The organism is Larkinella rosea (genome assembly GCF_003858635.1).
In the GTDB taxonomy this organism is placed as follows: domain Bacteria; phylum Bacteroidota; class Bacteroidia; order Cytophagales; family Spirosomataceae; genus Larkinella; species Larkinella rosea.
Genome location: NZ_RQJO01000016.1, coordinates 76512 through 96853 on the forward strand (window position 1 = coordinate 76512; position 20342 = coordinate 96853).

Annotated in this window: 13 protein-coding genes; 8 read left to right on the top strand and 5 right to left on the bottom strand. The window is 53.2% G+C overall.

Annotated features, from left to right (window positions below):
* Positions 1 to 192: 192 nt before the first annotated feature.
* Positions 193 to 942: a response regulator gene (locus EHT25_RS30420; RefSeq protein ID WP_124879225.1), complete on the top strand. Its 750-nt coding sequence runs from the start codon at positions 193 to 195 to the stop codon at positions 940 to 942.
* Positions 943 to 959: 17 nt separating this feature from the next.
* Here EHT25_RS30420 and EHT25_RS30425 read toward each other — a convergent pair whose 3' ends face one another.
* A complete protein-coding gene (locus tag EHT25_RS30425) occupies positions 960 to 1961 on the bottom strand; it encodes a LacI family DNA-binding transcriptional regulator (protein WP_124879226.1) in 1002 nt (333 codons plus the stop codon).
* A 245-nt stretch (positions 1962 to 2206) separates the two neighbouring features.
* On the opposite strand from EHT25_RS30425, the gene EHT25_RS30430 reads away from it, so the two are divergent.
* The 4 genes from EHT25_RS30430 to EHT25_RS30445 all read left to right on the top strand — a co-directional run bounded on the left by EHT25_RS30430 (position 2207) and on the right by EHT25_RS30445 (position 11215).
* Positions 2207 to 5497, top strand: a complete 3291-nt coding sequence (locus EHT25_RS30430) for a SusC/RagA family TonB-linked outer membrane protein (RefSeq protein WP_229311855.1) — start codon at positions 2207 to 2209, stop codon at positions 5495 to 5497.
* Between the two features lie 18 nt (positions 5498 to 5515).
* A complete protein-coding gene (locus EHT25_RS30435; protein WP_124879227.1) occupies positions 5516 to 7270 on the top strand; it encodes a RagB/SusD family nutrient uptake outer membrane protein in 1755 nt (584 codons plus the stop codon).
* Positions 7271 to 7334: 64 nt separating this feature from the next.
* A complete protein-coding gene (locus EHT25_RS30440; protein WP_124879228.1) occupies positions 7335 to 9290 on the top strand; it encodes a heparinase II/III domain-containing protein in 1956 nt (651 codons plus the stop codon).
* A 23-nt stretch (positions 9291 to 9313) separates the two neighbouring features.
* On the top strand, positions 9314 to 11215 hold the full coding sequence (locus EHT25_RS30445; protein WP_124879229.1) for an alpha/beta hydrolase: 1902 nt from the start codon (positions 9314 to 9316) through the stop codon (positions 11213 to 11215).
* Between the two features lie 138 nt (positions 11216 to 11353).
* Here the strand turns inward: EHT25_RS30445 and EHT25_RS30450 are convergent, their stop codons facing one another.
* Positions 11354 to 13309: a pseudouridine synthase gene (locus EHT25_RS30450; RefSeq protein ID WP_124879230.1), complete on the bottom strand. Its 1956-nt coding sequence runs from the start codon at positions 13307 to 13309 to the stop codon at positions 11354 to 11356.
* 199 nt (positions 13310 to 13508) lie between these two features.
* Here EHT25_RS30450 and EHT25_RS30455 point away from each other — a divergent pair, with 199 nt between their 5' ends.
* Positions 13509 to 15566 (top strand): acetoacetate--CoA ligase, encoded by a 2058-nt coding sequence (locus EHT25_RS30455; RefSeq protein ID WP_124879231.1) that lies wholly within the window; start codon positions 13509 to 13511, stop codon positions 15564 to 15566.
* 179 nt (positions 15567 to 15745) lie between these two features.
* Positions 15746 to 17428: a S41 family peptidase gene (locus tag EHT25_RS30460; RefSeq protein WP_124879232.1), complete on the top strand. Its 1683-nt coding sequence runs from the start codon at positions 15746 to 15748 to the stop codon at positions 17426 to 17428.
* A 56-nt stretch (positions 17429 to 17484) separates the two neighbouring features.
* Here EHT25_RS30460 and ffh read toward each other — a convergent pair whose 3' ends face one another.
* Positions 17485 to 18804, bottom strand: coding sequence for a signal recognition particle protein (gene ffh, locus EHT25_RS30465; protein WP_124879233.1), 1320 nt, complete (start codon positions 18802 to 18804; stop codon positions 17485 to 17487).
* A gap of 488 nt (positions 18805 to 19292) precedes the next feature.
* Here ffh and EHT25_RS33275 point away from each other — a divergent pair, with 488 nt between their 5' ends.
* Positions 19293 to 19529, top strand: coding sequence for a hypothetical protein (locus tag EHT25_RS33275; protein WP_229311862.1), 237 nt, complete (start codon positions 19293 to 19295; stop codon positions 19527 to 19529).
* On the opposite strand, the gene EHT25_RS30475 is transcribed toward EHT25_RS33275, so the two are convergent.
* Positions 19505 to 19708, bottom strand: coding sequence for a helix-turn-helix transcriptional regulator (locus EHT25_RS30475; RefSeq protein WP_124879234.1), 204 nt, complete (start codon positions 19706 to 19708; stop codon positions 19505 to 19507). The genes EHT25_RS33275 and EHT25_RS30475 overlap by 25 nt on opposite strands.
* On the bottom strand, positions 19705 to 20100 hold the full coding sequence (locus EHT25_RS30480) for a hypothetical protein (protein WP_124879235.1): 396 nt from the start codon (positions 20098 to 20100) through the stop codon (positions 19705 to 19707). Before EHT25_RS30480 ends, EHT25_RS30475 begins: the two co-directional genes overlap by 4 nt.
* Between the last annotated feature and the right edge of the window lie 242 nt (positions 20101 to 20342).

Genomic DNA, 20342 nt, shown 5'->3' on the forward strand with positions numbered 1-20342 from the left:
AATGCCATTAAATAAATACAAAAAGGCAAAAACCATACCGCTATTGTTACTAGATTTACAAATCAGTAGATTTAATATTATTCGATAAAACTAGTAAGGAATTCCATTTGTCAGACAAAAATTTAGCTTTTTTTTTGTACTGTTGTTCCCGAAAGTTGTTATGAGTCTATGCCAGGTATTTCGATTTAAGCCATGAACCCTCCAATTGCTAACCAAAACAGAAAGGCTGACTTGAGTGTTCGGGTTCTGATCGTCGAAGACAATTTCATTAACCAGACATTTTTATCGACGCTCCTTCGCAAATATGGTGTGCCGAGTGTAGTGGTCAGCAACGGTCTGGAAGCCATCAATTTTTTGAAATCCCAGCGTGTCGATCTGATCCTGATGGACATTCAGATGCCGGTGATGGACGGACTGACGGCCACGCAGCAGATCCGGCAACAGTTGCAGCTAACCGTTCCCGTGGTAGCTGTTACGTCCAATCCCGAATTTGACGCCCGCCCCCGTTGCCGGGAGGCTGGCATGGACGATTTCCTGTCGAAACCCATCCAAAAAAAGCAGCTGGAAGCGATATTAGAGCGGTTTTTGCCCTCAAAAGAGGAAAAACCGCCGGTGGTCAATCAGGACTATTTGCGCGACATAACCGGCGGAGATGCGGGCTTGCTGACGGAACTGATCACGCTTTTCAAAACGGATTTGTCCGCCAATCGACAGGCGCTTTTTGCCGCGATTGAAACCAATAAGCGTGACGAATTCGACCACCTGGCGCATCGTTTCCGCTCTTCGCTGAACTCCGTTGCCATGCTGGATACCGCGGTCGAATTGAAAAAACTGGAACGCAACCCGACCCTGACGGACGCGGAAATCGGGCAACGACTGGAAGCGATATTCGACGAAATAACGATTGGCATTCGTACGTTGGATCAATTAACCGAAAAGTAACCGCCCCGAATAATTCCTTAAATCGATTCCCGCACCACCAGCGTGCTTTCCAGCACCACCCGGTCGAACGTAAACCGGGCATTGTTTAATTCACTGAAAACCAGTTCCACGGCCCGAACACCCATTTCAAACGCCGGTTGCGCCACCGAACTCAGGGGCGGATCGAGCAGTTCGTTGGCCGGTTCGTTGTAAAAACCGATGATCGCCAGCTCGTCCGGAATCCGGATGCCCTTGCGTTTGGCCATCACCAGCCCCCATTGGGCAATCTGATCGCTGTACGCCAGAATCGCATCCGGTCGTTCGGGCGCATCCAGCACCTCGTTCAGCGACGCCAGCATGGCATCTTTTTCCAGACTCACGACCTTGATCAGCGTTTCGTCCGGCGGAACACCCGCGTCCCGCAGCGCCTGACGGTATCCTTCCAATCGTTTCTGGCTGATTTGCAGGTGCGTAGGTCCACCGAGGTAGGCGATTCGCTGCCGCCCCTTCCGAATCAGTACCCGGACGGCTTCGTAGGCGGCTTTATGGTTGTCGATGATTACTTTCGAACACGCAATTTCTTCGCAATCCCGGTTGAACAACACCAGCGGCACCTTTTTACTCTGAATCTTCCGCAGGTGATCAAACTGGGTGGTATTGGCCGAAAGCGACAGAATAATGCCCGACACCCGTGAACTCAACAAGCTCTGCACCTGCCGGATTTCCTTTTCATAGCTGTCGTCGGTCTGGCAAATCAGGAGCTGGTAACCATACCGCTCGGCCACTTCGGCCATACCCGGAATCGCCTGAGCGTATAATGAATACGTGATTTTAGGCACCAGCACGCCAATCGTATTGCTCCGGCGGTTCAGCAGTTGGGCCGCCAGTTGATTGGGCTCGTATTCCAGTTGTTCGGCCAGCTCAAAAACCGCCTTTTTGGTGCTGTCCTTGATGTCCGGATGGTTGCGGAGCGCCCGCGAAACCGTCGAGATGGAAATACCCAGTCGGGTGGCAATGGTCTTCAATGATATTTCTTCCATGGTGTGGTTCCCCGAAAAGTCTAACAAACATTCAACAGTCCAAAAGCCGCCAATGACCCCTCTTCTACAAATATATTCTATGATTCGGGGAATCTAAAAAATATGCAAAGGTTTGCGGCAAGGATTGCAGAAATTTTTTAAGGTTTTTACTTGAAAACACAGAATAATCACTAATCATTTGATTGATAATCCAACGAAATACAGCATTCAACACTTTAATGTTTCTCGGTAAAATACAATATGATATGAAAAAGAACAGCTACTACCTGAGCCGATTGCTGCTCTGTCTCCTCCTTGCGGCTGTTGGCAGGCCCGGGGCCTACGCCCAGCTGATGGCATCGGCGGCCGGAACCCTTCCCGCTAACCTACCGCTCGCCAAAACCGCCCTCAGCGTCAAAGGCCGGGTAACGTCCGAAAAAGGCGAAGCGCTGGTGGGCGTCAACGTCATTCTGAAAGGGACCACCACCGGGATGACTACCGACGCCAACGGCGATTATACCATCAACGTGCCCGACGAATCAGCGGTTTTGGTTTTCAGTTTTATCGGGTACAAAAAACGGGAAGTTGCGGTCGGCAACCAGTCGATCCTCAATGTAACGATGCAGCCCGATAACCAGACGCTGAACGAGGTCGTCGTGACGGCGTATAGCTCGCAACGCAAAAAAGACATTACCGGGGCCGTGGCGGTGGTGAACGTCAACGACATCACCAAACAACCGACCGGTTTTGTGACCAATCAGTTGCAAGGCCAGGCCGCCGGGGTGACGGTTATTTCGTCCGGCCAACCGGGCAGCGATCCGCAGATTCGGATTCGCGGGATCAACACGTTTGGGAACAACACCCCGCTGTATATTGTCGATGGGGTGCCGACGCAGAACATCACGAACCTGAACCCGAACGACGTGGGCTCGATTCAGGTGTTGAAAGATGCCGGGGCGGCTTCGATTTACGGATCGCGGGCGTCGAACGGGGTGATTATTATTACGACCAAGAAAGGCCACGGCAAGGTCAATGTGCAGTACGACGGTTTTTACGGGGTGCAGACGCCGATGAAGGGTAATGTCTGGGACCTGCTCAATCCGCAGGAAGAAGCCAATCTGCGGTGGGTCGCCAACAAAAATTCGGGGATTGCGATCAACGATCCGATGTACGGCAAGGGCGCGACACCGGTTTTGCCGGATTACATCCTGCCGCTGGGCAAAATGGAAGGCGATCCGGCAGTTGATCCGGCTAAGTATTACGTCAACCCCAACTACACCAGCGCCGACGATTACAACACCTTTTACCGCATCATCAAAGCCAACAAAGCCGGAACGGACTGGTTCCACGAAGTGTTCAAACCGGCCACCAACACCAGCCACAATCTGACAGTCAACGGGGGCACCGAACGCGGAAGCTATTTATTTTCACTGAATTACCTCAACCAGCAGGGAACGCTCCTGAGCACGTACCTCAAACGCTACACCCTCCGGTCCAACACCCAGTTCAACGTTTCTGACCATATCCGCATCGGCGAAAACCTGACGTACACCATCAGCCAGAATCCGAAAATCGACGAACAGGCCAACAACAACGTCATTTCGGTAACCTATTCGATGGCCCCGATTCTGCCGGTTTACGATATTAAAGGCAATTACGCCGGGGCATTCAATACCGGTTACAACGGCAACAACCCCGTCGCGACGCTCCAGCGCAATGCCCGCAGCAACCGCGATATGGGCCACCGGTTGTTCGGGAACATGTACGCCGAAGTCGATTTCCTGAAAAACTTCACGCTGCGGACCAATTTCGGGGGCGAAACCTACTTCAACTCGGCGCGCTCGTTCTGGTACCCGATGTACGAAAATCCGGAAAACTCGAACACGAACTCCTTTTCGCAAAGTTCGAATACCGGCTATACCTGGACCTGGACCAATACACTGACGTTTCAAAAACAATTCGGCACCAGCCACGATCTGAAGGTGGTGGTTGGAACGGAAGCCTACAAGAATTACTTCGAAAACCTCGGCGGCACCACCTTGAGCTACTTCACCTTCGATCCGAATTACACGACGCTCTCGACCGGTTCGGGCATTCAGACCAACTTCAGCGGCCGCAGCCAGGAAACGCTCAGTTCGGAGTTCGGGCGGGTCGATTACAGTTTTCAGGATAAATACCTGCTGAGCGGAACGATCCGGCGCGACGGTTCGTCCAAGTTCGTACAGGAACAATACGGCTGGTTTCCGGCGGTAAGCGCGGGCTGGCGGGTTTCGAAGGAAAACTTCATGTCGGGCATGAAATGGCTCTCCGACCTCAAACTTCGGGGAAGCTGGGGTGTGATGGGCAACCAGCTGAATGTCAACGCCAACAACGGGTATTACACCTTCGTGATGGATAAAAGCGCGTCGTATTACGACCTGGGCCGCACCAACAATTCGAACATGGCCGGTTTTCAGGTCGGTCAGATCGGAAATCCGAACGCCAGATGGGAGAAAAACATCAACGCCAACCTCGGAATCGACGCCACGCTGCTGAATGGGGCCATCGACATTTCGGCGGATGTGTTCCGGAAAGACATCAGAGATTTGCTCTACAACCCAGCCATTCCGGGTACGCAGGGCGTCGGGACGGTGCCGTTTGTCAACATCGCGGGCGTTAAAAATACCGGTCTGGACCTGAGCATCAACGGCAACAAAACGTTCGGGAGCGAGCTGCGGGCCACGCTGGGGCTGACGTTCACGACCTACAAAAACGAAGTGACGCAGGTAACCGACAACACGAATTTCTTCTTCTCGCCCGGTCGCCAGCACAACGGCGTCGATTTTGTGCGCAACGAAGTCGGCCACCCGATTGGTTCATTTTACGGCTACCAGATCGCCGGCTTCTGGAACTCGACGGAAGAGTTGAACAGCGCCAATGCAAAAGCGCAGCAAGCCACCGGCAACCCGGCTGAGGTGTACCAGACCGACCAGGCACTGGGTCGTTTCCGCTACACCGACACCAACGGCGACGGCCGGATTACGCCGGAAGACCGGATTTTCCTCGGCAACCCGAACCCGGATTTCAACTACGGCATCAACCTGGGCCTGACCTACAAACAGTTCGATTTCAGCGCGTTCTTCTACGGCGTGCAGGGCAACGACCTCTGGAATTACAACCGGTATTACACCGATTTCTACGCGTCGTTCCTGCAAGCCAAGAGCAAAACCGCCTACTACGACGCCTGGACGCCCGAAAACCACAACGCCAAAGTCGCCATTCAGGAAACCAAAATGACCTTCAGCACGAACGGCGCACCCAATTCCTACTACGTCGAAAACGGTTCCTACCTGAAACTCAAGAACATGCAGATCGGCTACAACCTGCCGACGGCCCTGTCGAAAAAAGTGGGCGTTGAAAAGCTGCGGGTGTACGTACAGGCGGCTAACCTGTTCACGCTCACGAAATACACCGGTCTGGACCCGGAAATCAGCGGTTCGGCGGTTAGTTTCGGTGTCGATCGGGGCGTGTATCCCAATGATCGTCAGTACTTAATGGGCCTTCGGTTGAGTTTCTAACCTTCAAAAATCATTCACATGAAATCCTTTCGAATTTTAATACTCCTGCTGGCTGCCGTCGGTTTTTCGACGCAGTCGTGCAAAGAAGATTTTCTGGATTATACGCCCCAGGGTGCGCTGAGCGAAGACGTGCTCGCCAACAAAACCGGGGTCAACTCGCTCTTGATCGGGGCTTATGCCGCCCTCGACGGACAGGGCGCTTACGGAGGAAACATCAGCGGTGGAACGGCCTGGGCCACTCCGCCCGATAACTGGATTTACGGCAGCGAATACGGCGGTGAAGCCCATGCCAACGCCCTGGCCACCAGCATCGAAGCCACGAACGCGTTCTTCAACGAAAAATGGAAAGCCGACTACGCGGGCGTCAGCCGCTGCAATGCGGTGTTGCGGGTGGTGGGCAAAGCTACTGACATGACGGATGCCGAAAAGAATAACGTGATTGGGCAGGCCCGGTTTCTGCGCGGTTATTTCTATTCCGACCTGAAAAAGATGTTCAACAAGGTGCCCTGGATCGACGAAAACACGACCGATTTCAAACAGCCCAACGACAAGGACATCTGGCCCCAGATCGAAGCCGACTTCAAGTTTGGCATGGACAACATGCCCGAAACGCAGAAAACGGCAGCCAGCGCGAACAAATGGGCGTCGGCGGCTTTTCTGGCGAAATCGTACCTGTACCAGAAGAAATATACCGAAGCCAAAACGCTGTTCGATCAGGTGATTACGAGCGGAAAAACCGCCAACGGCATCGCCTACGACCTGCACAAGGAGTTTGAGGATAACTTCCGGCCCGAGAAAGAAATCACCAGCCCGGAAGCGCTTTTCTCGGTCGAAATGTCGGCCAACGTCGGCAACGGTACCATCGCCACCGGCAACCAGGGCACGATGCTGAATTTCCCGATCAACAGCCCGTTCCGCTGCTGCGGCAACTTCATGCCGTCGTTCGACCTCGTCAACTCGTTCCGCACCAACCCCGAAACCGGTCTGCCCTACCTCGATGATTACAATGCGAACGCGATCAAAAGCGACATGGGGGTTCTCTCGACGCAGGCATTTACGCCCGAAACCGGAACTGTCGATCCGAGGCTCGACTGGACGGCGGGTCGGCGGGGACTGCCGTTCAAGGATTGGGGCCTGATGCCGGGGCAAGCCTGGATTCGGAACCAGTCGGCGACCGGTCCGTACGTTAATTTGAAGAACATTTACTGGAAAGCCACGAGCGATAAATATTACGACGGCATTGCCTGGGCACCCGGTTCGGCCATCAACTACGTGATCATTACGTTCTCGGACGTGCTGCTGATGGCGGCCGAAACCGAAGCGCAACTCGGCAATCTGGAGAAAGCGCAAACGTACGTGAACCGCGTCCGCACCCGGGCGGCCAACCCGAGCGGTTTTCTGTATAAATACAACGACGACGCCAAACCGGAAAGCGGTTTTTCCAAAACGCCTGCAGCCAATTATAAAATTGGGATTTACCCGGCCGGAGCCTTTGCGGCTGGCGGCAAAACCTATGCGCTGAAAGCCATTTATTTCGAGCGGAAGCTCGAACTGGCCATGCAGGGCCACCGGTTTTTCGACCTCGTCCGCTGGGGCATCGCCGACAAGGAGCTGAACACCTATTACGCCTACGAATCGAAGCTGGTGACGGAAGCTGTCGGCATGAGTTTCATTCCGAACAAAAACGAATATTACCCGATTCCGCAGGCCCAGATCGACATCAGCACGGTCAACGGCAAACCCACGCTGATTCAGAATCCGGGGTACAAATAACGGGGCGTTTGTGAGTATGTAAAGGCGGTTTTTGCCTACTCACAAAAGATAACCGCCTGATTTTATGAAGCCATTGCATCGGTATTTATTATTTTTTTTAGGACTCTGGATGATGTTTCCGCTTCGGCTCCCGGCGCAGCAAGCCCGCAATCTGTTAAGCCGGTTTTCGACCGACGAGATTGCGCGCTCGCTGCTGCCCCGGGCCGACTGGAAACCGTTTCCGAAAACCGCTGCGGAATGGCAGGCCATTTTGCCCGATTCGGTCCGGAAGTCGTTCGTTCAGCAGGCCGAAAACTACCGCCAGACGCCGTTTGAAGCCATTCCCGCTTCGCTGATGCTGGAGTATCAGCGAACAGGGCTTCGGATCAATTACGAAAACGTTTCGCTGAAAAAACGGGCGCAGTTGTTCACCCTGTTGCTGGCCGAAATGGTGGAACAAAAGGGGCGGTTTCTGGACGCTATTGTCGACGGAATCTGGTCGCATTGTGAAGAAAGTATGTGGGGAATCCCCGCCCATTTGTACCAGCAGAAAGCCGGTTTGGGGCTGGTCGATGTGGAAGATCAATCGGTTGATATTTTTGCCGGAGATACCGGAACCTTGCTGGCGCTGACGGATTACCTGCTCGGGCCGCAGTTGGATAGCCTCTCGCCTTTGCTGCGGAAACGGATTTATTACGAAGTCAACACCCGGATTTTCAGCCCGTTGGAAAAAGACAGCGGACGGTACTGGTATCTGAAGCCCGGCACTAAACAGAATCCGGTGAACAATTGGAATCCGTGGGTGATCAGCAACTGGATGGCGACTTTGTTGCTGCTCGAACGCGACGAAACGCGCCGGGCCAAAGAACTCCGGCACGCCCTGACGCTGCTGGATCATTACCTCAACTGGCTCGGCGACGACGGTGCCATCGACGAAGGCCCAAGCTATTGGAACGGTGCCATCGGGCGGTTGTTCGATGCCCTGGTGCTTCTCGAAAGTGCTTCTGCCGGTAAGTTGACCATTTATCAGGAACCGCTCGTTCAGAACGTGGGCGCTTATCTGTACAAAATGCACATTGCCGGACAGTATTTCATCAACGTCGCCGATGCCTCACCGGTTTTGAACGTGGACGGTTTGCAGGTTTATCGGATCGGCAAAACCGTCCGGGACACGACCATGCAACGCTTCGGAGCCTGGGCGTTTCGGAGCAACAAGGAACGGCGGGATCTTTCCAACGGTTCTACCCGCTTATCGACGCTCTGGAATCTACTCGCGTTGAGGGAATGCGCCAATCAGCCAGGCCGTCCGCCGATGCTGCCGGATGTCTGGTTAAAGAGCATTCAACTGATGGCGGGCCGAACGCCGGGCGGTTTGTTTGTCGCATCGCACGGCGGCCACAATGCCGAAAGTCACAACCACAACGATGTCGGCGATTTTATCGTCTACGCCAACGGCCAGCCGGTGATCATCGACGTGGGTTTCGGCACCTACACGGCCAAAACGTTTTCGAAAGAACGCTACACGCTTTGGTACAACAACTCGGCGTACCATAACCTGCCGACAATCAACGGGTTTACGCAACAGGCCGGAACGCAGTTCGAAGCCCGCAACGTGCAGTACAACAAAACCACCGGTAACGCTACATTGCAAATGGACCTGGCCGCAGCCTACCCCGCCGAAGCGGGCATCCAGCAGTGGAACCGAACCGTAAACCTGGAGAAAAACCGAAATACCGTATCGGTAACCGACCACTACAAGCTGCAACAACCTGTCCGGGAATTAACCCAAACATTCATGACGGTTTGCCCGGTCGATCTGAGTCAGCCGGGGAAAATCAGCTTTACGGTTTCCGGCACCAAACCGGTTATACTGGAATATGATGCGTCGGCCTGGACGGTCAAAAAAGAGCAAATGCCGGGCGACGCGCCGGATGAAAAACGAATCGTGGACAACTGGAGCCGCCGACCGATCTGGCGGGTATTACTGGTGAACAAAAGCCACAAAAAAACAGGCACTTTCAAGTATATAATCAGACAATAACTGACTATTCCTAAACCTGAACTATGATGAATCGTTTCAAAAAAAGGGTTGCGGTGGGGCTGCTCATCGCAACCGGTTTTCTGCCCTTCCGGGTTTTCGCGCAGGACGATAACACGCAGCAACCTTACCGCGATCTGACGCACGAAAGCCGGGTTTTCGGCCACGCCAAATCCTATCGCCTGTACCTGCCGCAGGGGTATTCGACCTCTGGGAAACGGTATCCGGTCATCTATTTTTTTCACGGCTGGGGTGGTCGGCATTACATGGACGATAATGCGAAGCTGGCGTACGAAAAACTGAAGCAACTCGTCGACAAATACGACCTGATCCTGGTGATGTGGGACGGTAACATCGACGGCAAAGAACCGCGCCCCTACAACATCGGCAACCACAACGACGTGAAGTTTTCAGTGCAGATGAAAGACTACTTTCCGGAGCTGGTTTCGCACATTGACCAGACGTACCGCACGCTCACCGACCGCAATCACCGGGGGATTATCGGATTTTCGATGGGCGGTTTTATGTCGCTTTTCCTGTCCGGCAAATACCCCGATCAGGTGTGCGCCGGGGTCAGTATCATGGGCAGTCCGGAGTTCTTCGTCGGATCGCCGGAAAACCACACGCTGTATCCCATTCGCTACACCTTTAAAAATGTACAGGACGTGGATTTCCGCATCCACACCAGCGACACCGACATCCTGTACAACCTGAACGAAGAGGTCAAATACGGAGCTGCCTGGGAGGGAAAACCGGTCGAATCGGAAACTTTTCCGGGTGGGCACCGGGTCGATAACGCGGGCGAAACCGTCATTTTCGAAAAGGCGCTGAAATTTGTGGCCGATTCGTTTAAAAAACCGCACAAAGCCCCTGATCGCTGGTCGCATTTTGACCTGTATCCGAACTTCAGGTTGTGGGGGTATTCGGTCGAAAGCAACAAGCAGCAGCCCGGTTTTATCTTCCTTAAAAACGTGGATAAGAAGGGCTTCGGCGGTTATACGAAGCAGTGGCTCCCCGACGGCCCGGCACTGGCGATTGGTCCGTTAAAAGTAACGACGGCTCCGGTTTATGCTCCCAACAAAACCTACCAGGTTGCTACCTATTCAGTTCCGACGGGCAAAACCGTACTGAGCGAACGAAAAAGCGACGCCAACGGCCAACTGGCACTGGAAGTGGATGCGCGCGGGGGCGAAGTCGGCATTTTCGAGAAAACCGACGCCCCGGCCTGGGTTTGTCTGGATTATAAAGTGAACGGCAAAAGCCGGTTTTTAGAAACCGGACCGGCCAACCAACTAACGCTCCGGCTGTTTAACCGGGGCGGTGAAAAAGCTGGCTCTCAGCCGATTCGGGTGGTTGTCAGTACCTTTGATAAGGACATTATTCTGAAAGATTCTGTAGTAAAGGTGAAACCGACGGCGGCTGAACACGCGCTGGCGTTGCCGCCACTGACCATTTCCTGCGCCAAACAGCCGATGCCACACGCGGAACCCTCGGCCGTTAAGTTCAGGGTGACGGTTTACGCAGGTGATCAGGTCAGTAAAGACGAACTGGAGATTCCGGTTCGGTACGAGGTACCGGTTTTCAATGCGGTCAGCGTTGACGACGGAAAAGTAATTCGGGACCAGGCCAACGGGAAAGGAAACGCCGACGGTGTGGTGAATCCCGGCGAAAAAGTGATGCTGTACGCAGGCAAAAACCGGCTCCGGCTCTACACCGAAGATCCGTGGGTGCGCGAAGAATGGGCCGACGAAATGATTCCGGCGCGGTGGCCCGACGGTTTTACGCAGCAATCCATCCTTCAGATTTCGCCCGATTGCCCCGACGGCCACCGGATCGAATGCCTGGCCAACTACGAAACCAAGACGTTCAATCCCATCGAGCGAAACGTGACCTGGGGAAAAGTGACCTTCACGGTTCGGCGGAAATGAACTCAGAGAATAGACAAGAGACTAAAAATTAATGGGGTAGTCTCTTGTCTCTTCTCTATTCTCTCTTGTCTATAGAAGATTGGTGAAAAGTAAAAACCGGGCGAGGTTTCCTTCGCCCGGTTTTTTGTATGAAGTCGATTACAGCAGGAATTTCAACCGAATCACCTCTTTTTCGTCCAGATACCGCCACGAACCGCGCGGCAGTTCTTTCTTGGTCAGCCCGGCGTAAACCGTCCGATCCAACTTAGTGACTTCGTAGCCAAAATGTTCGAAAATCCGGCGCACAATCCGGTTGCGACCGCTGTGGATTTCAATGCCAATCACCTGCGCATCCGGCGTCACAATTCCCAGATCGTCGGGTTTGATGTAGCCGTCTTCCAGTTCAAACCCATCGCGAATGGCTTCAAAATGCTCGTTGGTTAACGGTTTGTCGAGTTCCGCCTGGTATACCTTCTTGATTTCGTTCGATGGATGCGTCAGTTTTTCCACCAATTCGCCGTCGTTGGTCAGCAGCAGCAAACCGGTCGTGTTGCGGTCCAGGCGGCCCACCGGGTAAATCCGGTACGGCGTCGCCCCCGCCACCAGTTCCATGACGGTATGCCGATCTTCCGGATCTTCGGTCGTCGTGATGTAATCTTTGGGTTTGTTCAGCAGCACATACGTCATTTTCTCCGGATTCAGCACCCGGCTGCCGTATTTGATCACGTCGGTGGGTTTCACTTTGTAACCCATTTCGGTCACCACCTTGCCATTCACGCTCACATCCCCCCGGGCAATCAGTTCGTCGGCATCCCGGCGCGAACAGATTCCGGAATTGGCGATGTAGCGGTTCAGCCGAATCAGGGTTGATTCGGGATCACGCGGTTTTTTAGCGCTGTTTCGATCCGCACTTCCGCTTCGATCCTGGCCCGGGCGCTTCGCTTTTTTGTCGCGCGGGTCCCGCCCTCCGAAGGCTTTTTCCTTCATTTTATCCAGGTCGAACTCCGGAGCCCGCTGACTGCCGACCTGTCGGCTCCGACTATCTTCAATTTTACGCTGCCGCTCTTCCTCGCTTTCGGTCCGACGTGGCCGTTCCGGGCGCGATTCGCGGTCATCCCGGCGGGGTCCTCCGCCTTCAAAACGATCGTTGCCCCGGCGAAAGTCCCGGTTTTCGTCCCGATTAAAACGCGGACGTTCCTCCCGATCCCGACCAGACTCCCGACGTTCGCCGTAACCGCGCTCGTTGCCAAACCGGTTTTCCCGGCGTTCGGGCCGATCCGAATCATTTCCGGGTTCGTTGTTGCGCGAACGCGCTCCGAGCGAACGCTCTCCGCCAAACCGGTCATTCCGGGCGTCGCTGGTACCCGGACGGCCGTAGCGGGGTTTTTCATCGCGGGAATCCGGTTTTCCAAACCGGCTGCGGTTCTCGTCGCGATTGGGTCGATCATCGTTTCGATCAAAGCGGGGGCGTTCCGGCCGTTCACTGTCGCGACGGAAGCCCCGGTTTTCATCCTGATTAAAACGCGGACGTTCCTCCCGATCCCGGTTGAAATCCCGGCGCGGCCCACCGCCTTCGAAGCGGTTTCCCCGGTTTTCACTGCGTTCCGGTCGCTCATCGTTCCGGTCGAAACGGGGACGTTCCGGCCGATCACTGTCATTCCGGCGGAAACCCCGGTTTTCGTCCCGGTTAAAGCGCGGGCGATCCTCCTGATTTCGGTCCGATTCCCGGCGTTCGCCGTAACCGCGTTCGTTGCCAAACGGGCTTTCCCGGCGCGGTCCGGCACCTTCGAAACGCCCCCCGCGCGGGTTTTCGTTGCGCGACGAATCGTTGCGTTGCCGATCCGAGGATCGACGGTCGTCACTCCGTTCAAAACGGGGGCGATCGTCGGAAGACCGGTTGGGCCGGGTATCGTCAAACCGCCGACCGCCTTCGTCCGACCGGTTTCCGCGCGGTTTATCGAAGCTGCGTTCCCGGCGGTCGTAGTCTGTATTGCCGTCTTTCTGACCGGCCTCTTTGTTGAATTTGCTGTAAAATTGCCGGGCTGGTTCCGGCCTTCCTGATCCCTCTTTCCTGTCGCCCCGGCGGCCTTCTGATTCTTCTCTTTTCTTGCTCATAAAAGTTGCAGTATCACTACTGTAGTTAGTATAAATTACATTGATTATCAGCCAGTTTACAAAAACTATACTGAAATGGGCTGCAAAGTTAGCGTATTTTACCGTAACTTCTGGCTTTGTTCAGAAACGGAACACTTTTTAAGAAGAAAAGGGTTTCGAAAACGACCCAATTTAGACTCCGCCCTATTCCCCGAACGAGATGGCTGCTGCAAAAACGCCGATACAACCCGAAAACAAAAAACCGCTCTGGAAACCGGATCGGCGACTCATCGACCAATCCCAACTAAAGCGGTATCTGGACTGGCTGTTTGTCAAGAAAGGATTGTATTTCCGCGACTACCATGATCTGTGGGACTGGTCGACCACCGATCTCGAAGATTTCTGGCAGAGTATCTGGCAGTATTTCAACATACAAAGTCACCGTGATTACCAGGAAGTGATTGAAAAACCAGCTTCGGGTATGATCGGAACCCGCTGGTTTCCGGGTGCTACGCTCAACTACGCCGAACACATTTTCCGCAATAAAACCAACGAACGCCCGGCCATCCTGTTTCAGTCGGAACAACACCCGCTGACGTCCCTGAGCTGGAACGAACTGGAGAAACAGGTGGCCGCCGTTGCCCAGTTTTTACGCGAAAACAACGTTCGCTCCGGCGACCGCGTGGTATCGGTTCTGCCCAATATTCCGGAAGCAGTCGTTGCGTTTCTGGCAACCAACAGCCTGGGTGCCATCTGGTCGAGCTGTTCACCGGACTTCGGAACGCCCAGCATCATCGACCGGTTTCGGCAGATTGAGCCCAAGGTTCTGTTCGCGGTCGATGGCTATTCGTACAATGGCAAAAAGATCGACAAAACCGATGCGCTGAGCGATTTGCAGACGGCCTTGCCCAGCCTGAAAAAAGTAGTCTGGGTTGCCAGCCTCGATCCCGATTTTGAACCCCGAACGAATGCGCGGGTCGAATCGGTTTTGTGGCATTCGGTTTTACAAACCGGCCCGGCACTGCCCCTCACCTTCGAACCGGTGCCGTTCGAACACCCGATCTGGATTCTGTTTTCGTCGGGCACGACGGGCAAACCAAAAGCCATTACCCACAGCGTCGGAGGCTGTTTGCTCGAACACCTGAAAGCGCTGGCGCTGCACCAGGATGTTCAGCCCGGCGACCGGTATTTCTGGTATTCCACCACCGGCTGGATGATGTGGAACTATTCCGTTGCGTCGTTGCTGGTGGGTGCCACACTGGTTATTTACGACGGTTCGGCGGGTTATCCCAACATGGATGTGCTCTGGAACCTGGCCGATCGGGCCAAGGTCAACCATTTCGGAGCGGGAGCCGCTTATTTGCTGGCCTGCATGCGGGCGGGTTTGTCCTTCATCGACAGTTCCCGCCTGGTTCACCTCAAAACCATCGGTTCCACGGGTTCGCCCCTGCCGCCCGAAGGGTACCGCTGGGTGTACGAATCGGTCCGGAAAGACGTCTGGCTGATTTCCATCAGCGGTGGCACGGACATTTGCAGTGCGTTTGTCGGCGGTTGTCCGCTGTTGCCGGTGTATGAAGGTGAAATTCAGTGCCGGATGCTGGGGTGTAAGCTGGAGTCGTTCGACGAAAGTGCCAAACCGATCCGGGAGGAACTGGGCGAAATGGTTATTCTGGAACCCATGCCGTCGATGCCGATTTACTTCTGGAATGACGGCAACGGCGAACCCAACGGTAACCAGAAATACCGAGCCAGTTACTTCGAACAATACGACGGCATCTGGCGGCACGGCGACTGGATTAAAATTACCGACCGGAAAACCGTCATCATTTACGGTCGCTCCGATGCGACGCTCAACCGCGATGGCGTGCGGATTGGCACAAGTGAGGTTTATAGCGCCGTTGAGAGTGTACCCGATGTGGCCGATAGCCTGGTTATTTGCCTGGAACTGCCCGGTGGGCGGTACTTCATGCCTCTTTTTGTGGTGCTGAAAGGCCAAACCGACGTTCCGGCCACTGAACTCAACGAAGAAACCGCGCAGCGAATCCGGCTGGCGCTCCGGTCGCAATACAGCCCCCGGCACGTTCCGGATGCCCTTTTTCAGGTGCCGGAAATACCGTATACGATTAGTGGCAAAAAAGTGGAAACGCCCATCAAAAAAATACTCATGGGCCTCTCCCCCGATCGGGTTGCCAGCCGGGATACGCTCCGAAATCCGTCGGCGCTCGATATTTTTATCCAGCTAGCCGATACCATGAAATCGGATTTGACGGTAAAATAACAGACATAAAAAAATTCTCTTTCTTTCATGACGCATCGGCAAACATTTTGCCTATATTTTATCGTTAATTACATACCCACAGACTAAAAGTCCGTGAGATCCCAATTCCAGCTGAGTTTTGAAATGTTAAGAATTACACGGACTAAACAGGCCCGCCCGGCGGTCCGTAGATACGAAATATGAGAGGACCTGAACGCGAAAAAATTCAGAACGACAAAGCGACCGTTCGTTTGCCGATTTTACTGGGCATCACGCTGGCAGCCGGCATGTTGATCGGCGCTACGTTTTTTGGGGGCGGCAAAAGCCTCAACAACATCGGACGCGGGTACTCCAAATTCAAGGAAGTTCTCCAACTCATTGAAAATAACTACGTTGACTCGGTCAATACGGACGAGCTGGTGGATTATTCGATTTCCAAAATGCTGGAAAAACTCGATCCGCACACCACGTATATGAACCCCACCGACGCCGTAGCCGCCCGCACGCAACTGGAAGGCGGTTTTGATGGCATCGGCGTCGAATTCAACATTTATAAAGATACCGTCTACGTCGTGACGCCGATGGCCGGTGGCCCGTCCGAAACCGCCGGTATTTTGAGCGGTGATAAGATCATCAAGGTCGACGACACCGACATGACCGGAAGCAAACTCGACAACGCGCTGGTATTTAAAAAGTTACGCGGCAAAAAAGGAACCGAAGTCAAGCTGTTCGTTCTGCGGAAAGGTGAGAAAAAACCGCTGACGTTTACGATCCACCGCGACCGGATTCCGACCTACTCGGTCGATGCGGCTTACATGGTCGATGACAAAACCGGTTATATCAAGGTAAACCGGTTCTCGGAATCCACGTATGACGAATTCAAAAAGGCGCTGGGAACGCTGAAACAGAAAGGCATGACCCAGATGGTGCTCGATCTGCGCAACAACCCCGGCGGGTACATGGACCGGGCGACGAGCCTGGCCGACGAATTTATTTCCGGCGATAAACTGCTGGTGTATACCGACGGTAAAGACGACCGGTACGATCGCCAGACCAAAGCCCGCATTGCCGGACAGTTTGAAGACGGCCCCGTCATTGTGCTGATGGACGAAGGCAGTGCGTCGGCGTCGGAGATTGTGGCGGGGGCATTGCAGGATCAGGACCGGGCGTTGATTGTCGGACGGCGGTCGTTCGGCAAAGGGCTGGTGCAGATGCCGGTGATGTTGTCCGATGGCTCCGAACTGCGGCTGACCATCTCCCGGTATTATACGCCCAGCGGTCGGAGCATTCAGAAACCGTACGTTGCCGGGCACGGGGAGGATTACGAAAAAGACCTCGAAATGCGCTCGAAAAGCGGGGAATATTACATTGCCGACAGCATCAAGAACAACGAAAAATACAAGTTCAAAACAATGGGGGGCCGGACGGTTTTTGGTGCTGGCGGCATTACGCCCGACGTTTTCGTTCCCCGCGACACGCTGTTCATGACCAAATACCTGATTCAGTTATTTAACAAAAACATTGTGCGGGAAATGGCGATGGAATACGCCAACGATCACCGCAAACAACTGGAGAAAGACGGTTTTACGGCCTACAAAAAGAATTTTGTGGTTAGTGAAGCGATGTTGAAACGCCTGACGGACGACGCGACGGCGCAGGGAATCAAATTCAATGAAGCCGAATACAAGCGTTCGAAGAAATACATTCAGACGCAGCTCAAGGCGTATATTGCCCAGTATGCGTGGCGGCAGGGCCACCGCGACGGTCTGAATAACGAGTTTTTTGAAATGCTGTCGGAAAGCGACGAAACGTATAAGAAAGCGCTGACGCTCTTCGATCAGGCGCGGTTGTTGGAAAAAGGCGGTTATGCCTCCCACAAATAATAAAGAGGGCGGAGTCAACTCCGCCCTCTTTTTATGCGTTTTCAGACCCATTCCGGTTATTTCATCATTCGGCTGAGTTTCCCGGATGCGTTCATCTGGTTCATTTTCTTCATCATTTTCCGCATCTCGTCAAACTGTTTCAGCAGGTTGTTCACTTCCTGAATCGACGTGCCGCTGCCGTTGGCGATGCGTTTTTTGCGGTTTCCGTCAATAATATCGGGGCGTTCGCGTTCGAGGGGTGTCATGGAACCGATGATGGCTTCGATGGGTTTGAACGAGTCGTTGTCGATATCGACGTCCTTCATCATCTTGCCCATGCCGGGAATCATGCCGATGAGGTCTTTGATATTTCCCATTTTTTTGATTTGCTGCAACTGCCCCCGGAAGTCGTTGAAATCAAACTTGTTCTGGCGCATTTTGGAGCTGATGCGCTTGGCTTCGTCTTCATCAAACGCCTGCTGCGCCCGCTCAACGAGCGAAATCACATCGCCCATGCCCAGAATCCGGCTGGCCATCCGATCGGGATAGAAGACGTCGAGCGCTTCCATTTTCTCGCCCGTACTGATGAACTTGATCGGTTTTTGCACCACCCCCCGAATCGAAAGCGCGGCCCCACCACGGGCGTCACCGTCCAGTTTGGTCAGCACCACGCCGTCGAAATTCAGCCGGTCGTTGAACGTTTTGGCCGTGTTGACCGCATCCTGCCCCGTCATCGAATCGACAACGAACAGGGTTTCCGACGGATTTAAGGCTTTCTTGAGGTTTTCCACCTCCTTCATCATCACCTCATCAACGGCCAGACGACCGGCGGTATCGACAATGACGACTTTCTTACCGGTTTTACGGGCGTGCGCCAGGGCGTTCTGGGCAATCTCGACCGCGTTCTTGTTTTCCGGTTCGGCATATACTTCCACGCCCACCTGCTCGCCCAGCACTTTCAACTGGTCGATAGCAGCCGGGCGGTAAATGTCGCAGGCCGTCAGCAGCACGTTGCGTCCCTGCTTTTTCAGGTAAGCAGCTAATTTGCCCGAGAAGGTCGTTTTACCCGAACCCTGCAAACCCGCAATCAGAATAATGGCCGGTTCACCTTTGAGGTTGATGCTCTGGGCCTCACCACCCATCAGATCGGTCAGTTCTTCCTGAACGATCTTGACGAACAACTGGCCCGGCTCCACCGCGATGAGGACTTTCCGATCGAGGGCTTTCTCCTTGACGCGGTCGGTCACCTCTTTGGCTACTTTGTAGTTGACGTCGGCATCGGTTAAGGCCCGGCGCACTTCCTTAACGGTTGTGGCAACGTTAATTTCGGTAATCCGGCCCTGTCCTTTCAAGGTCTTGAAAGCCTGATTAAGCTTATCCTGAAGATTTTCAAACATGATTCGATTCTTTATAACTCCGCTTAACTCTCTTTTTCTCTGCTTATCTCCGCGAAATAGTTTTCAAAATTGTTTCGCGAAGCCAAGCGGAGGAAACAGAGTTGAGCGGAGAATCACAAAGTTAGTGAATTTTAGGGCAGGTTGGAAATACCTTTGGGGTAGGTTACCTTTGAGTTAATCGCAAATTCATCGTCTAAGGAGTAGGGAAGTCAAAATCAAAAATCAGAGCCCCTCGGAGAGCCGCCTGGAAAGCACCTCGGAAACCGGGTCAACGCACCGGTTAACCGTAGCCGAATACCGCAATCTGGAGTTCGACGACAATGACACCCACCTGTACGAACTCATTGACGGAAAACTGGTGAGAAGATCTGCTCCGGCCCCCAAACACCAGCGCTGGAGGTCGAAATCATTTCTCCTTCTTCCATCGTCCGCGATCGGGTCATAAAAAAGATCTTTACGAACGGTTTGCTGTCCCGGAATATGGGCTGATCGATCCGGCGAATCAGGAAATCGAAATTTATGCGCTGGAAGGCGGTTTTTATAAATTGTTCAGCGCAATCTCCGCCGTCAAGCGAGAAGTGGTTTCGAAACAATTATCGGGTTTTGAACGGGCTGTTTGCCTGAGTTCTGTTATTCTTTTTATAAATTTTGGGGTTTCAACACCTGGGCTATTTCTGTTTTTTTCCAGCGCTTCTCTTCGTCACTCCTCAATATCATCCAACTGAAATAAGACTTCGACGGTCGTATTAAACACTTTAGCCATTCGCAGGGCCAGTACAGTGGATGGAATAAACTTCCCGGTTTCAATCGAATTTAAACCCTGCCGTGATATCCCGATGTGTCTGGCAAGATCGGCCTGGGTCCAATTTTTCTTTGCTCGCTCCACCTTAATCGTGTTTTTCATACCCCATACTTTTTTTTCGAAATGAACCAACCAATAAAATAAAAGCCCCAGCAATAGCCCACCAGATGCCCATAGCTAAACCACACGGGATTCGAAAGATCACACAGGCTAAGCAAAAATAAAAGCATCATCAACATGGCCGTCAATGAAAAACCGATAACAATGGCTTCCAACTGGACCCGTTGCTTTACTTCGTCCATAATCGAAAAGGCTTTGATTAATTTAAAAACAAAAATGGCGAATGTGACAACGGGCACTATTGCAAGAATGACCGAAAAAGGCGGGTCGACGACATGATGTTTCAACAGCCATGTTGCAGGCAAATAAGTGGCACCGTGCAGAAGAGCGAAAACAATGGATTGCCGGTTTACGGTTTTTTTAGATTGTTCCATGATAATTCGATTAGTTAGTTGCTCACAAAGATATGTAAACATTTCTTTATGTCAAGTATTGTAGACTTTTTGTCTATAATAATGGCTTTTCATTCATTGAAAATTAGGCTCAATGCCGAATACCGAAGCATTGGAAGATGGATCTCTTCGAGCTCCCTGGGCCACGCAGCGAATCGGGTGAGGCAGGTCGTGAAAGATAATATCACAAATACATAGAGAAGTAGAAGAAAGCGGGAACCTCA